Origin of the sequence: Hymenobacter sp. YIM 151858-1, assembly GCF_025979705.1 — a bacterium.
Taxonomy (GTDB): Bacteria; Bacteroidota; Bacteroidia; order Cytophagales; family Hymenobacteraceae; genus Solirubrum.
This window is the reverse complement of sequence record NZ_CP110136.1, coordinates 188,688-203,848: the sequence shown is the minus strand read 5'-3', so window position 1 is coordinate 203,848 and position 15,161 is coordinate 188,688. Positions and strand designations below refer to the sequence as shown.

12 protein-coding genes are annotated in these 15,161 nt (G+C 64.8%); 6 read left to right on the top strand and 6 right to left on the bottom strand.

Going from position 1 to position 15,161, the window contains the following annotated elements:
• Position 1: 1 nt before the first annotated feature.
• Complete coding sequence (locus tag OIS50_RS00810) at positions 2-2,011, bottom strand: sensor histidine kinase (protein ID WP_264692439.1); 2,010 nt, start codon at positions 2,009-2,011, stop codon at positions 2-4.
• A 139-nt stretch (positions 2,012-2,150) separates the two neighbouring features.
• Between OIS50_RS00810 and OIS50_RS00805 the strand changes: the two genes are divergently transcribed.
• Complete coding sequence (locus tag OIS50_RS00805) at positions 2,151-3,590, top strand: alpha-amylase family glycosyl hydrolase (protein ID WP_264692438.1); 1,440 nt, start codon at positions 2,151-2,153, stop codon at positions 3,588-3,590.
• A gap of 25 nt (positions 3,591-3,615) precedes the next feature.
• On the opposite strand, the gene OIS50_RS00800 is transcribed toward OIS50_RS00805, so the two are convergent.
• On the bottom strand, positions 3,616-5,262 hold the full coding sequence (locus OIS50_RS00800; RefSeq protein WP_264692437.1) for an N-acyl-D-amino-acid deacylase family protein: 1,647 nt from the start codon (positions 5,260-5,262) through the stop codon (positions 3,616-3,618).
• A gap of 165 nt (positions 5,263-5,427) precedes the next feature.
• On the opposite strand from OIS50_RS00800, the gene OIS50_RS00795 reads away from it, so the two are divergent.
• From OIS50_RS00795 to proC, 3 genes are all read left to right on the top strand, one after another.
• Entirely contained in the window at positions 5,428-6,378 is a 951-nt protein-coding gene (locus OIS50_RS00795; RefSeq protein ID WP_264692436.1) for an aldo/keto reductase, read from the top strand.
• Positions 6,379-6,601: 223 nt separating this feature from the next.
• Positions 6,602-7,327, top strand: coding sequence for a DUF421 domain-containing protein (locus OIS50_RS00790; RefSeq protein ID WP_264692435.1), 726 nt, complete (start codon positions 6,602-6,604; stop codon positions 7,325-7,327).
• Between the two features lie 257 nt (positions 7,328-7,584).
• Positions 7,585-8,403, top strand: a complete 819-nt coding sequence (gene proC, locus OIS50_RS00785; protein ID WP_264692434.1) for a pyrroline-5-carboxylate reductase — start codon at positions 7,585-7,587, stop codon at positions 8,401-8,403.
• A 5-nt stretch (positions 8,404-8,408) separates the two neighbouring features.
• On the opposite strand, the gene OIS50_RS00780 is transcribed toward proC, so the two are convergent.
• From OIS50_RS00780 to OIS50_RS00770, 3 genes are all read right to left on the bottom strand, one after another.
• On the bottom strand, positions 8,409-9,086 hold the full coding sequence (locus OIS50_RS00780) for an alpha/beta hydrolase (RefSeq protein WP_264692433.1): 678 nt from the start codon (positions 9,084-9,086) through the stop codon (positions 8,409-8,411).
• A 109-nt stretch (positions 9,087-9,195) separates the two neighbouring features.
• Positions 9,196-9,597: a DUF3224 domain-containing protein gene (locus OIS50_RS00775; protein WP_264692432.1), complete on the bottom strand. Its 402-nt coding sequence runs from the start codon at positions 9,595-9,597 to the stop codon at positions 9,196-9,198.
• A gap of 148 nt (positions 9,598-9,745) precedes the next feature.
• Complete coding sequence (locus OIS50_RS00770; RefSeq protein ID WP_264692431.1) at positions 9,746-10,663, bottom strand: transglutaminase-like domain-containing protein; 918 nt, start codon at positions 10,661-10,663, stop codon at positions 9,746-9,748.
• Between the two features lie 316 nt (positions 10,664-10,979).
• Between OIS50_RS00770 and OIS50_RS00765 the strand changes: the two genes are divergently transcribed.
• Both OIS50_RS00765 and serA read left to right on the top strand, forming a co-directional pair.
• The gene (locus tag OIS50_RS00765; RefSeq protein ID WP_264692430.1) at positions 10,980-11,312 is read left to right on the top strand and encodes a hypothetical protein; all 333 of its coding nucleotides are present in this window, start codon (positions 10,980-10,982) and stop codon (positions 11,310-11,312) included.
• 143 nt (positions 11,313-11,455) lie between these two features.
• Complete coding sequence (gene serA / locus OIS50_RS00760) at positions 11,456-13,363, top strand: phosphoglycerate dehydrogenase (protein WP_264692429.1); 1,908 nt, start codon at positions 11,456-11,458, stop codon at positions 13,361-13,363.
• Positions 13,364-13,544: 181 nt separating this feature from the next.
• Here serA and OIS50_RS00755 read toward each other — a convergent pair whose 3' ends face one another.
• Positions 13,545-15,071: a PA14 domain-containing protein gene (locus tag OIS50_RS00755; RefSeq protein ID WP_264692428.1), complete on the bottom strand. Its 1,527-nt coding sequence runs from the start codon at positions 15,069-15,071 to the stop codon at positions 13,545-13,547.
• Between the last annotated feature and the right edge of the window lie 90 nt (positions 15,072-15,161).

Sequence of the window (15,161 nt, the reverse complement as noted above, 5' to 3'; positions counted from 1 at the left end):
CCTAGGCCACGTGCAGATACACCCTGAACGTGGTGCCCTGCCCCACAGCGCTTTCTACCTCAAGCCGCCCGCCGGCTTGCTCTACCAGGCGCTGCACCAGGTACAGGCCCACGCCGGTGCCGGGCACGTGGTCGTGGAACCGGCGAAACAGGTGGAACAGCTCGCGCCCGTGGCGCCCTAGGTCGATGCCGAGGCCGTTATCCTGCACCACCAGTACGGGCACGCCATCGGCCACCTCCGTGCGCACCGCAATTACCGGCGGGCGGCTGGGGTCGGCGTACTTCACGGCGTTGCTGAGCAGGTTGTAGAGCACCGAGCGCAGGTTGGCGCGCACAAACACCACGGCCGAAAGGGCCGAGAAATCGAGCTGCCAGGTGGGCGGCGTGGTGCCTAGGTCTTGCACGGCCCGGATTACCTCCTCCACCAAGGGCTGCAGCAGCACGGGCTCGGGCGGCAGCTTCTCTACCTGGCGCTGCACGCGCACTACTTCGCCCAGGGCTTGCACCGTGCTTAGCAGCTGGGTCAGCGAGTCATCCACCATGGCTTGCATGCGTTCGGCGTCGGGGTCGCTGAAAGTAACGGTGCGTTTCAGCTCGGCAAAAAGGCCCGTGAGGTTTTGTACCGGCTGCTTCAGGTCGTGCGAGGCGGCGTACACAAAGGTGTCAAGCTCGCGGTTGGTGCGGGCCAGCTCGGCGTTTTGCACCTGCAGGGCCTCGCGCAGCGTGTGCTGCTCGTGCACATCGGTGCAGGTGCCAAACCACTGGCCCGTGGCCTCCGGGGCCGTGCTGCCCAGCAGGCGCGCCTGCACCAGAAACCAGCGGTACTCGCCGGTGTGGCGGCGCAGGCGGTACTCGCCCGCGAGCAGGCCCGAGGTTTGGCGCGCCTCGGCCCACTGGGCAAGGGCAGCGGTTTGGTCGTCGGGGTGCAGCAGCGTGTGCCAGGCCTGGCCGCGCAGCTGCTCCGGGGTTTGGCCGGTGTAGTCGGTGGTGCGGCCGTCGCAGTAGGTAAGCTGGCCCTGCGCATCGGCCGACCACACCAGCTGCGGAATGCTTTCCATGAGCACGCGGTACTGCGCCTCGCTGCGCTGCACCTGCTCCTGCAGCTCGCGCATGTCGGTTACGTCGGTGTTGGTACCAAACCAGCGCACAATCCGGTTGTGCTCGTCGCGGATGGGCACCGCGCGCGACAGAAACCAGCGAAAAACGCCGTCGTGGCGCCGCAGCGGAAAGGTGTCCTCCCACGGCTCGCCGGTGGCCAGGTGGCGGCGCCACACCTCGAGCACATGCCCTAGGTGCTCGGGGTGGTGCACTTTTTCCCAGCCCCAGCCGCTCATCTGCTCGAAGTTGGTACCGGTGTACTCGTACCAGCGCTGGTTGTACCAGAAAATATCGCCGGTGGCTTCGGCCATCCAGGCCAGCTGCGGAATGGCGTTGGCCAAGGTGCTGAACTCGGCCTCGCGCTGGCGCAGTTGCTCGTTGGCGACGCCCAGTTCGGCGGTGCGGGCTTGCACCACCTGCTCCAGCTCGGTGGGCGTTTTCAGCAGCAAGGCCCTGGGCAGCACCAGCACCAAGGCCCACACCGTACCCCACGAGGCCACGGCCGTGAGCAGGCGCACCAACCCGCTGAGGCGGTACACCGGCACCCAAAAAATCATGGCATCAATCAGGTGGGTGGCCCCGCACGCGAAAATGAACAAGCCGAAGGCCCAGAACAGCCGGTCGAAGGGGATGTCGCGCCGCTGCCGCACAAAGTTGATCAGCAGAAACGGAATGGTGAAGTACGCCGCCCAGATCAGCAGATCGGACAGGATGTAGAGCCAGCCGTGAAAGTCCGTCCAGCGGCCGCAGCGCCACCGCGCCGGAAAGCCCGTCGGATCGAGCAGGAGCGCAAAAAACTCTACTACCTGCCCGCCCAACGTAGCCGTAGCGGCCGGCTCGGGTGCCGGCACCAGGGCCCACATTACGAAAGCCAGCAGCACTGTTCCGGCCAAAAGCCAATAGAGGTATTTCATAAGCAAACAACCGAAAGCGCCCCCAGCCTGCCCGTAGCGGCTGAGGGTGTGCTTTAAAGGTACACTTCCAAACGATTGCTGCCAGTGCCGCGGCAGCAGGGGCGGCGGCACAACAAGCGCAACCGCGTATGTTTAGGCCATGCGTTCCGTCACCGTTCTTTCGCTGGGGCTGCTATCGGCCGCTTTGCTCGGCGCCTGCCAGCAGCGCCAACCCGAAACCTCCGCCCCCGCCAGCTGCGCCCCCACCCCGCCGCAGTACACCATTAAGCACCCCGAGTGGGCCCGCCAGGCCAGCATCTACGAGGTGAACATCCGGCAATACACGCCCGAGGGCACGTTTCGGGCCTTCGAGCAGCACCTGCCGCGCCTGCAAAAAATGGGCGTGGGCATTTTGTGGCTGATGCCGGTGCACCCCATTGGGCAGGAAAAGCGCAAGGGCAGCCTGGGCAGCTACTACTCGGTGCAGGATTACCGCGCCGTGAACCCCGAAATGGGCACCCTCGACGATTTGCGCCACCTGGTGCGGGAGGCGCACAAGCGCGGCATGCACGTAATCCTCGACTGGGTGGCCAACCACACCGCCTGGGATAGTAAGCTGGCCCAGGAGCACCCCGAGTGGTTTACGCGCAACGCGCAAGGCCAGCCCGTGCCGCCCGTAGCCGATTGGCAGGATGTAATCGACCTCGATTTCAGCAAGCCCGAGCTGCGCCGGTACATGACGGAAAGCATGGCCTACTGGGTGCGCGAGGCTGATGTCGACGGTTTCCGGTGCGACGTGGCCGGGCTGGTGCCCATGGAGTTCTGGAACAACACGCGCCAGGAGCTCGAGAAAATCAAGCCGGTGTTTATGCTGGCCGAGTGGGACGAGCTGCACAACCCGCCCTTCCTGAAACCGGGCGAGTTCGACCCCAACACCCGCATGCTCGAAAAGGCTTTTGATGCCACCTACGCCCTGCGCCTGCGCTACCTGCTCGATAGCGTAGCCCGCGGCCAGCAGCCCGTAGCGGCCATCGATACGTACCTGCAGGCCGAGCGCGCCAGGTACCCGGCCTCGGCGTACCTCATGTACTTCACCACCTCGCACGACATCAACACCTGGGACGGCACCGAGTACGAACGCCTGGGCCAAAACGCCGTGCCGCAGGCCGTGCTCACGGGCCTTCTGCCGGGCATTCCCATGGTGTACAGCGGGCAGGAGTCGGCCCTGAAAAAGCGCCTCAAGTTTTTCGACAAAGACCCCATTGCGTGGGGCAACTACCCGCTGCAGGATTTTTACACCCGCTTGCTGCAGCTGAAAAAGCGCAACCCCGCCCTGGCCAACGGCGACGCGTGCGGCCAATTCGTGCGCCTGGCCTCGCCGGCCTCGGTGTATGCCTTCGTGCGCCGCAAAGGCCCCGATGCCGTGCTGGTAGCCGTGAACATGGGCAACGAGCTGCAGGAGGTGAAAATACCCCGGCAGTGGGCGGGCAACTACCAGGATGTGTTCGTGGATCAGGCCTATACCATTGCGCCCGATGTAACGCTGCCCGTACCGCCGCACAGCTACCGCGTGCTGGAGCGCGGCAAGGCGGCTCAGTAATGTAGCCCTTTGTAGCGCCACTGCGCTACTGCTTGCCGGGGCCGTACAGCACCCGCCCGGCGCGGGTGCCTAGGTGCTTGCCTTGCACCACCGTCAGGCGGCCATTCACGAGCACGTAGTGCATGCCGGTGCTGTACTGGTGCGGCTGCTCGAAGGTGGAGCGGTCTTGCACCGTGGCGGGGTCGAACACCACGATATCGGCGGCCATGCCGGGGCGCAGCAGGCCGCGGTCGGCGAGGCCGAAGGTTTGCGCCGGTAACGACGTCATGCGGCGCACGGCTTCTTCGAGGCTGATGACGCGCAGCTCGCGCACGTAGCGGCCCAGCACGCGGGCGTTGGAGCCGTAGCCGCGGGGGTGCGGCGCCCCTTCCTGCCACACCCGCACGCTGGCATCCGAGGCCACCATGTTGAAGGGGTAGCGCATGATCTGCTGCACATCCGGCTCGCTCATGCCATGGAACACCATGCCCGCGTCGTGCTGCAGTACCAGATCCAGAATGGTGGCGGCTTCGGCGGCGGCTTTGTGCTTGCGGCCTAGGCGCTGGTTTACCTGCTCGATGCTCAGGCCCTGGTAGCTGGGTTGGGGCGGGAAGCTGGCTACCACGGCGTAGTCGTAATGCTTCAGGCCACGTTGCCGCAGGCGGCGCACCATCGCGGCTTCCACGGCGGCCCTCACGGCGGGGCGCTGCAGCCGGGCGCGCAGCGAGTCGCGGCCATCGGCCTGCACATCGTCGGGAATAATGGTGCTGAGCGAGGTAGAGCTGGCCGTGTACGGATACTGATCGATGGTAACCTCCTGGCCTGCTTGCCGGGCCTGCTCAATCAGTGCCAGGGCCTGCGGAGCGCGGCCCCAGTTCTGCTGCCCGCCGATTTTCAGGTGCGAAATCTGCACGGGCAAGTTTGCCTCGCGGCCGATCAGCAGGGCCTCCTCAATGGCCTGCAGCACGCTGTCGCCCTCGTTGCGCATGTGCGTGGCGTAGAGGCCGCGGTACTGGCCGGCCACGCGCGCCAGGCGTATCAGCTCGGGCGTGCGGGTGTAGGTGCCGGGTATGTAAATCAGCCCCGTGGAGAGGCCCATGGCGCCGGCCTGCATGGCGCGGGCTACCAGCTGCTCCATCTGCTGCAGCTCGGGCTCGGTGGCCTGGCGTTTGGCGCGACCCAGCACGGCCTTGCGCACATCGCCGTGGCCTATTAGCGAGGCCACATTTACCGACAGCTTCGCGCTATCGAGCACCTGAAAGTAGCGGCCCAGGTCGGGGCGCGAGGAGCCGCAGTTGCCGGTAATCACGGTGGTTACGCCGTCGTAAATGAAGTTGTCGGCGGTGGGTTGGCGCAGCTCGTCGTCCTCGATGTGGGTGTGCACATCGATAAACCCCGGCGCTACTACCAAGCCCTTGGCATCGATAACCGTATCGGCCGGAAAATCAGCCGGCAGGCGCCCCACGGCCACAATGCGCCCTAGGCGCACGGCCACATCGCCCCGCAACCAGGAGTTGCCGGAGCCATCGAGCACGCGCCCGTCGCGGATGATGAGTGAAGCCCTAGGTGCCTGCTGGGCCCGGGCGTTGCCGGCAGCAAAGAGGAGCAGCGCGGCCGCCGCCCCGGGCAGGCAGGCCCGGCAGCCGTAGGCAAAGCGGCGGGGCAGGAGCGCAATGGCGTTATCGAAGGGCATAGGGCCCAAGATACGGCACGGTGCGCATGGCCCGGCAACTTATCGGCGCGGCCGGCGTGGTTTGCGTATGCACAAGCCCGCCCGCTTGGCCAGCCGGTGCCGCGGCTGCTTAAACCTTGCGGTTTCCGGCGGGTTGGTACTACTTTGTTTTCCTCTGATTCGACTATGCAACAACGCGAACTAGGCCACTCGGGCCTCTCCATTGCGCCGCTGGTACTGGGCACCAACGTTTTCGGCTGGACGGCCGACGAAGCCACCTCCTTTCGGGTGCTCGATGCTTTTGTCGACGGTGGCGGCAACGCCATTGATACGGCCCACGGCTACTCGGTGTGGGTGCCGGGCCACAACGGCGGCGAGTCGGAAACCGTGATTGGCAAGTGGCTAAAGCAGCGCGGCCGCCGCGACGATATCGTGATTGCCACCAAAGTAGGCTGGGAAGTAGCCCCCGATCAGAAAGGCCTCTCCAAAGACTACATCCTGCGCACCGTGGAAGGCTCGCTTAAGCGCCTGCAAACGGATTACATCGATTTGTACCAGTCGCACAAAGACGACCCCACGGTGCCCGTATCGGAGCCGCTCGAAGCTTACGCCCAGCTTATCAAAGAGGGCAAGGTGCGCGCCATCGGGGCCTCCAACTTTTCGGCCGAGCGCCTCGCCGAAGCCCTGCAGGCCAGCGAGCAACACGGCTTGCCGCGCTACGAAAGCCTGCAGCCCCTCTACAACCTCTACGACCGCGCCGATTTCGAAACGCACCTGCTGCCCGTGTGCCAGCAGCACGGCCTGGGCGTAATTCCGTACTACGGCCTGGCCGCGGGTTTCCTTACGGGCAAGTACCGCTCCGAGGCCGATCTGCAGAAAAGCGCCCGCGGCGGCGGTGTAGGCGCTAAGTACCTCAACGAGCGCGGCCTGCGCATTCTGGCCGCGCTCGACGAAATAGCGGGCCGCCTGGGTGCCACGCCGGCCCAGGTAGCCTTGGCCTGGATTATGGCCCAACCCGGCCTCACCGCCCCCATTGCCAGCGCCACCAGCCCCGAGCAAGTGCGGGAGCTGCTCAAGTCGATGCACCTGGAGCTGAGCGGCCCGGATTTGCGCCAGCTAAACCAGGCCAGCGCCTAGGTGGGGAGGCGGCGTGCGGTGGCCGGCAGGCACCTTGCCCGGCTAGCCAAGCTCCCCTGCCGGGCGGGCCGCCGCGCCACCTAGGGCCGAGGCCCCCGGGCCAAAATGCAGCTTAACGGCAGCCGCGCGAACCGCGGCCGCGTACAAGAGCGCAGCACCGCCACACCGGTGCTGCGCTTTTTTTGCTACCGCCTGGCCACACCCGGGCTCCATAGTTGCCGCTATGCTTTTGCTTTCGTCCATCGAGCCATTCGACTGGCAGCGCGTGCTGTTGTCGGAGGAGGCTCCGCCCGCTTATCTGCTCGAAGTAGTTTTCCGCTGCTTTGTCGCCTACCTACTCACCCTCAGCGTGTTGCGCCTTACGGGGCGCCGCGGGGTGCGCCAGCTCTCGATTTTCGAGCTAAGTATCATCCTGGCCCTGGGCTCGGCCGCCGGCGACGCCATGTTTTACGACGACGTGCCCTTGCTGCACGTGGCCGTGGTGTTTGCCATGGTTGCCGGGTTGTACGCGCTGTTCAACCGCCTCACCGAAAAGCTGCCCCGCTTCAGCGATTGGCTCGAGGGCGCGCCGGTGTTGCTGATTGAGGAAGGCCGCGTGCACCTGCCCAACTTTCAGCGCCAAAACCTGACGCAGAAAGAGCTGTTCGGCGAGCTGCGCCAGCTCCAGGTAGAGCACCTGGGTCAAGTGCGACGCGCTTACATCGAGGCCACCGGCAACATCAGCGCCTATTTCTACCCACCCGACGAAGTGCAGCCCGGTTTGTCCATTTGGCCCGAGCGGCTGGGGCAGGAGCGCAAACGCATCGAAAAAACGGGCCTGCATGCTTGCTGCCGGTGCGGCTACGTGCAGCACCTAGCGCGCGGCGCCGCAGCCATTTGCCCCGAGTGCCAGGCCGATGCCTGGATACCCGCCTGCACGGCGTTGCGCCAAAGCGAACCGGCGAGCTAGCCCGGCCCCCAACGCAAAGCCCCGGCGCCGGGCGCCGGGGCTTTTCAGTATAGGCTATGCCCGCAGCTCAGAAGCGGGCAATCCTCGCGGCAAAGGTCTGGCACGGAGCGCGCTTGCACGTTACGGCAGTATTAAGATTGCACCGCAAAGCCCGGGCCGGGCTGCAACCTTCGGCGGCCGGGCTGCATTTTTACCGGGAGCCCGCGCTGTTGTGGGCCCGTTGCCATCGGCGGCACCCGTAACGGCTTTACTCCTGCATGAACAGCACCAACCCCAACATTGCCATTCTGGGCAGCGGCAACATCGGCCTTTCGCTGGCCAAAGGCCTTGTGAAAGCCGGTATGGCTGCGCCCGGCAACATTACCCTCACGCGCCGCAACACCGCTGCCCTGGCCCCGCTGGCCGCTGCCGGCTACGCCACCACCGCCGACAACCTAGGGGCCGTGCAGGGCGCCGATATCGTGGTGCTGGCCGTGCTGCCGCAGCAGCTGAATAAGCTGCTCGATGAAATAGCCCCGGCCTTGCAAAGCCGGCAGCCGCTGCTGATTTCGGTGGTATCGGGGGTGAGCTGCGCCGACATCCGCCAGCACCTGGGGCGGGCGGTGCGGGTGGTGCGCGCCATGCCCAACACGGCCATTGCCATCGGCCAATCGATGACGTGCGTGGCAGCCGACGAGGCCACCGACGAAGACCTGGCCCTGGTAGAGCGCCTGTTCGATACGGTGGGCGTGAGCATCCGCATCAACGAGGAGCTGATGACCTCGGCCACGGCCCTGTGCGCCTGCGGCATCGCGTTCTTTTTGCGCTCCATACGGGCGGCTTCGCAGGGCGGCACCGAAATCGGCTTTCATGCCCACGACGCCCTGAAAATGGCTGCCCAAACCGCCAAAGGCGCCGCCGATTTGCTGTTGCAGCTGGCCTCGCACCCCGAGCAGGAAATCGACAAAGTGACCTCGCCCAAGGGCTGCACCATTGCCGGCCTCAACGAAATGGAGCACCAGGGCTTTAGCTCGGCCATGATCAAGGGCATTAAGGTGTCGGCCGAAAAAGCAGGCAAGCTCTACAAAGAAGGCTAAGCCGCCTAGGTGCTGGGCTGCATCAGGTGGTGGGTGAGCCAGGCCGCCACGTCCTCGTCCACCTGGTCGCGGCACTCGTCGAGGCCGTGGCGGCAGCCCGGGTACAGCAGCAACTGCTTCGGCTCGCCGGAGCGGGCAAAGATGTTTTCGGAGCAGGCGGGTGGCAGTACTTCGTCGTCGGTGCCATGCAGGAGCAGCAGCGGCTTGGGGCTGAGCCTGGGCGCCAGGTTGGTGCCGTAGGTTTGGCTGCTCATGGCTACCACGGCCGTTACCTCATCGGCTACGGCGCCGGCCGAAATCACCACTGCTCCGCCAAACGAATGCCCCACCAGCGCCACCCTGCCGAGGGCACGCTGCTGCACAAGGTACTGCACGGCCATCAGCACATCGTAAACGCAGGCTTCCAGATCGTTGGGGAAGCGGTAATGCAGGCGCATCGAGGCTATGCCATGCAGCTGCAGCTGCGCCGCCAGCCGGGGGTACATGCCCCAGGCCGGGCCATCGAGGCCGCCGCCCGCGCCGCCCACCCACAGCACTACGCTGGCATAGGGGCCAGCCGCATGAAAGCGCGCCGGCATGTCGCCGGCGTTGGTATGCAGGGTTAGTTCTTCGACCCCGTGTACTTCTTGGTGCAGGGTTACTGTGCGGAGGATAAACGCGTGGGGCAGGCGCTGGCTGGGCATGTTGGCGGAGGTACCTGGTTGGCCTCCGTTGTACTGCCAGCGCCGCAAATGGGTATTGCCCAGCTGTTGCTTGCCCGGCACGGCTGCTGCACCTAGGGCGGGGCCGGGGCTACCCCTCGAAGCTGTACTCCAGCGTAATAGCGCCGGGCTTGCCTGCGGGCCGCACGCACCAGCCGTGGCCATGCAGGCCGTTGAGCTCGTGCGTACCCGAGCCGGGCACCACCGCCAAGTTGGCCTTGGTTACGCCGTCCTCGAGGCTGCCGCTGTGCTGCAGCACAAAGCTGCCGGCCCGCCCTCCTACCCGACCCACCACGCGCTCCAACCCCACCGAGCTGGCCGAGCCATCGGGGTGGTAGGTCATGAGCATTTCGAGCCGGCTTTCGCCTTCAATGTCGCCGCTGAACACCTGGGTTGCGGTGGCCCGGGCCATAGCCGGCGCATCGGCCGCTCCCTGGTAGGTTTCCTCCGACCAAGCCCCTAGCTCGAGTGTACTAACCGCACGTATATCCATGAGCTTTACCCCTTTGCTGTTGATAAACCGAAGATAATATAAGCTAAAATATATAGCTATTACCCGCTAAGTTTTTTAGCTGATTATGGCATAAATCACCCTCCGGCAACTGCTCCCGAAGCGTACTGCGGCAGCCACCCCAGCGGTGTTACTCGGCTGCGTCGCGGTAGCGGTATTGGTAGCTCACGCCGCTGTAAGGCTTGCCGTTGAGCTCGGCGTACGGAAACACAAAGTAGTTGAGCGGTTCGCCCTGCTGCGCGGGCGTCAGCACCAGGTCGCGGCCGCGGCTGAACTCCACGCGGTTTTCGTCGTGGGTGCCAAAGTAGTACGCGCGCTTATCGGGGTTCTTGGCGGCTTCGGAGGCATCGATGGGCACCCAGCCGGTTTGCTTGGTGTAGAACTCGGCCCAGCAGTGGTAGCCTTTTACCTCGCCGGTGCCGCGCTCCGGGGGCAGTGGCAGCCCGATGCTGAACCGCGCCGGGATACCTAGGGCCCGGCAGTAGCCGATAAACACCGCATGAAAATCGGTGCAGTTGCCGCGGCGCGCATCGCAGGCGTAGTAAATGTCGCCGCGGCCCCAGCCCTGCCCGCTTTTGTCGTACTGCACGGTGCCTACCACGTGCTCGTACACGGCGCGGGCTTTTTCGAGGTCGGTTTTGGCGTTGGCTTGGGCGGCCACCTCGTGCGCCCACAGCCGGATCTGGTCGTCGAGCGGTACCAGGCGGTCGGGCCCGAGCCAGCGCTTCAGCTCGGGGTCGGGCGGCGGTTTCGGCAGCTTGCGCATGGCGGCCCTGGGCAGCAGCGGGTTGATGTGCTCCTGCCGGCTTACCCGGCAGCGTAGCATCACGGTAAACTCCGCAGCCGGCGGCTGTGCCAGGCGCATGTGCAGCATGCGGTTGCCGTAGCGGCCCTCTACCAACTCGTACGGGTAAGCGGTTTCTACCTGCAGGGCCGTGATTTGCTGCGAAGCATCGGAGTGCGGCACGGGCACCCACAGCTCCAGCGCGCCACCACTGGCAGGGCTTACGGTGGTTTTGCACTCCAGCCCAAAAGTGCGCGTGCGCACCGGCTGCCCGGTTGCAGCCTGCGGCTGCGCTGCTGAACCCAGCAATGCCGACAACGCGAGTAGTATTCTTTGTACAATCAAAACAACGACAAGATAAAGGACCAGCGGCCCTGGCTGCATGTGCCCGCGCTTCGCGACAACCGATTTATTGCCTGCCGCTGCCTTGAGGCCCCACCGTATACGGGCCACAGGCGCCAGCCCGACAAATAATCAGGCGGCTTTGTAACCCCGCTTACCAAATATCGTTAAAGGCTAATCTAAAGAGGAGCTTCGCGCCGGAGCTTCTTATGTGTGAGCGTTTTTTAACCCCCTACCCATGAAAAAGTTTGTTGTTCTTGCCGCCCTGCTTGTAGGTGGTGCCTATGCTGCCAATGCCCAAACCAGCACTACCACCACTACCACCAAGCAATCGACCACGACTCCGGCCCAAACGGCACCGCAAACCCCGGTAACAACGCCCACCACCACGCCGGCTACCACCGAAACCACTACCACCACGGTAGAATCGACCACCACCGGTGGCTCGATGACCACCCAGCCCGCCGCCGGCACCACCGATGGCACCTCGGTAATGACGGCCCCGGGCGCTAAGGCCGATGCCAAAATCAAAAACAAGAAGAAGAAGTCGAAAGCCAAAATCGACGACTAAGTCGCCCTGCTTCGGCACTTCAAAGCCTAGCCCGCCGGCACTTGTTGCCGGCGGGCTTTTTTGTGCCCGCTGCTGCCTTGCCCGTTTGGCTGGCTCCGGCAGCAGTAGCGGCCTAAACGTTTCTGCCCTACCTTGCCCGCACCATGAGCAACACCGCCCCGCCGTTTCCTTACATCGTTATCGATTTCGACAGCACCTTTACGCAGGTAGAGGCGCTTGATGAGCTGGCTGATATTGCCCTGCGCGGCCGCCCCGAGCGCGAGCAGGTAGTGGCCCAGATCAAGGCCCTCACCGACGGCGGCATGGATGGCTCCGTGTCGTTCAGCGAGTCGCTGCGGCGGCGCATCGAGCTGCTGCCGGCCCGGCGCGAACACCTGCACGAGCTGGTGCAGCACCTGCGCACCAAGGTTACCGAGAGCATCCGGCGCAACCAGGCGTTTTTTCAGCAGCACGCCGACCGCGTGTACATCGTGAGCAGCGGTTTTCGCGAGTTCATCGAGCCGGTGGTGGCCGAGTTCGGCATTCCGCCCGAGCAGGTGCTGGCCAACACGTTCACCTTCGATGCCGAGGGCCGCATCACCGGTTTCGACCCCGAAAACCCGCTGAGCCAGGACGGCGGCAAAATCCTGCAACTGCACCTGCTGGGCCTCGACGACGCGCCGGTGTACGTGCTCGGCGACGGCATTACCGATTACCAGATTCGCGAGGCCGGCCTGGCCGCCCGCTTCTACGCCTTCACCGAAAACGTGGCCCGCCCGGCCGTGGTGGCCCAAGCCGATGAGGTAGTGCCTTCCTTCGACGAGTTTCTCTACCAAAACAAGTTGCCGATGACTCTCTCCTACCCCAAAAACCGCATCCGCGCGCTGCTGCTCGAAAACATCGAACCTACGGCCGAGCGCCTGTTTCGCGAGGAGGGCTACCAGGTGGAGGTGGTGCCCGGCGGCCTCGATGAGGAGGAGCTGATGGAGCGCATCGAGGGCATCAGCATCCTGGGCATCCGGTCGAAAACGCAGGTTACGCCCCGCGTACTGGAGCGCGCCAACCGCCTCATTGCCGTGGGCGCCTTTTGCATCGGCACCAACCAAATTGATTTGCTCGGCTGCATGCAGCGCGGCATTGCTGTATTCAACGCGCCTTTCTCCAACACCCGCTCGGTGGTGGAGCTGGCCCTAGGTGAAATCATCGCCCTGGCGCGCCGCCTGCCCGTGAAGTCGGAGCAAATGCACCGCGGCGTGTGGGACAAGTCGGCGCGCGGCGCGTTCGAAATCCGGGGCAAAAAGCTGGGCATTGTGGGCTACGGCAACATCGGGTCGCAGCTTTCGGTGGTGGCCGAAGCCGTGGGCATGCAGGTGCTCTACTACGACATTGCCGAAAAGCTGCAGCTCGGCAACGCCACCAAGTGCCGCACCCTGGAGGAGCTGTTGCGCCAGGCCGATGTGGTAACGCTGCACGTGGATGGCCGACCCGAAAACACCAACCTCATCGGGGCCGCTGAGTTGGCCCTGATGAAGCCCGGCGCGCTGCTGCTCAACAACGCCCGCGGCCACGTCGTCGATATCACGGCTCTGGCCGATGCCTTGCGCTCGGGGCACCTAGGCGGTGCTTCGGTGGATGTGTTTCCCTACGAGCCCAAAACCAACGACGAGCCTTTCGAAAGCCCGCTGCGCGGCTTGCCCAACGTGCTGCTTACGCCGCACGTGGGCGGCAGCACGGCCGAGGCGCAGCGCAACATTGCCGAGTTTGTGCCCGAGCGCATCATGGGCTACGTGAACACCGGCAACACCCTGCAGAGCGTGAACCTGCCCAACATTCAGCTACCGCCGCAGCAGCAGGCCCACCGCCTCATTCACATTCACCACAACGTGCCCGGCGTGCTGGCCCACATCAACAACGTGCTGGCAGCGCACGCCGTCAACATCCTGGGTCAGTACCTCAAAACCAACGAGCACATCGGCTACGTGATTACCGACGTGAACCGCGAGTACGACCAGGAGGTGATTAAAGCCCTCCGGCAGGTAGAGCAGACGATTAAGTTCCGGGTGCTGTATTAAGTCGCGGCTGTAGGGTCATTTGGGTTTCTTGACCCTCATGCCGGGCTTGTCGACCCCTAGGTCGTCGCAAGGGCTCAACATGACCGTTTCGTACTTTCCAGACATAACCTAATCCGTACTAACGCAAAGGGCTGGCTCCGAGTAGGAGCCAGCCCTTTGGTGTTCATTGGCCTAACCCGACCTAGGGCTGCTTGGCGCCCGAGGCCGAAGCTTCGTCGGCTGTTGCGGCCTCGCCGGCCGACGGCTTGCGCAATTGCAGTTGCACACGCGTAGTGTTGGCACCTACTGTCATGCGCAGGTTGTAGTCGCCGGCGGGCAGGCCCGTGAAATCGAGCGTCTGGTGGTGGGCACCGGCGTTTTTGCGGCGGTAGTCCGACACGCGCACCGGGGCGCCGTTCTGGTTGTAAAGCACCCAACCCATCGGAATTTCTTCGGGCAGCGAGTAGCGCAGCTGCACCACGCCGTTGCTGGGGTTGGGGTAAATGCTCATGTTGTACGAGCCGGTGCCTTTGAGGTCGGCCGGTGCGGCGGCCGCCACGGAGGCTACTTCGTCTTCGGTAGCTACGGCCTCCAGTTTCCACTGCTGATCGACACGCGCGCTGTAGCGCCACTGCTGCAAGCCGCCTTCGATGGAGTCTTTGGCCGTCAGGGCTTTGTTGCTGTGCTTGGCAATCAGCTTGTAGTAGCTGCCTTCGGCCGGCTCGATGCGCCACAGCTGGTTGTTGCCGCTGTAGTACGTCCAGAGGCTCATGGGCGTGCCGTTGGAGGTGGCGCTGCCCAGCACTTCGAGCACTTTGTTGCTGCCTTGCACGCCGATGCGGTAGAAGCCGTTGCCCAGGCTCTCGATGCGCCACTGCGGGGCCGTGCTGCGGCCTTCCACGGTGGGGCCGCCGGCGCCGGCTTCGGAGTAAGCGCGGCGGTTGGGGCGGCCGGGCTCAATTACCTCCAGCGGCTTGTTGCCCGCCCGCGAGGTCAGAATGTATACACCGGCCGGCAGTGCGGCCGCGGTTTCGGCCGCTTTGGCGTCGGCTTTGCTTTGCTTGGGCTTGGCCTCAGCTTTGGGGGCTTCGGGCTTCGGGGCCGCTTTGGCTACGGGTTTGGTTTCGGCTGGCTTGGCGGCTGCCGTTTTGGGAGCCGGCTTGGCAGCCGCGGGCTTCTTTACCGGCGTGGGCTGCGGTTTGGCAACCGGCGCGGCCGCTACGGCCGCGGCGGGGTTTACCGGGTCGGGCGTGGTGGGCGAGCCGAGCGGGTAAAGGTAGCTCGTGCCGATAACCTGCGCCGCCTGGCCCGGTGGCACCCACTGCAGCTGCAGGCGGGCATCGCCCTCGGAGTCGGCATACTCAATCCGGATGCTGGTTTTCTCGCCCGCAGCCAGCTCCACGTAGCCTTCACCCGCGCTGGGCTTGCGTCCATTCCAGGTGTCGAGCATTTGCTTACCGTTTACCCACACGCGTACTTCGTCCTCGGTGCGGGCCAGAAAGCGGTAACGGCCGGTGCTGGGCGCGGCCAGCAGCCCCTCCCACCGCACCGAAAAGTTATCGGTGGGCAGGCCTTCGGCGGGGGCGCCGGTGCCCCAGTTAAAGTCAATGGCTGCATCGATGCGGCGTACGCTCGGAGCGCCAGCCAGCGTGCCGTTGGCAAAGTAGCTGGCCGTAAGGCCGCTGCCGGCGCCTTGCACGGGCAATGCCGCCGGGCGGGCTATCCGCATTGCTGCGTTCCCGAACATCCGAGCTGCCCCTTCCCCTCTCATTGCGTGTGCCTCAGCGCCAACCAACCCAAACGGGCCGGCAGCAAGCCC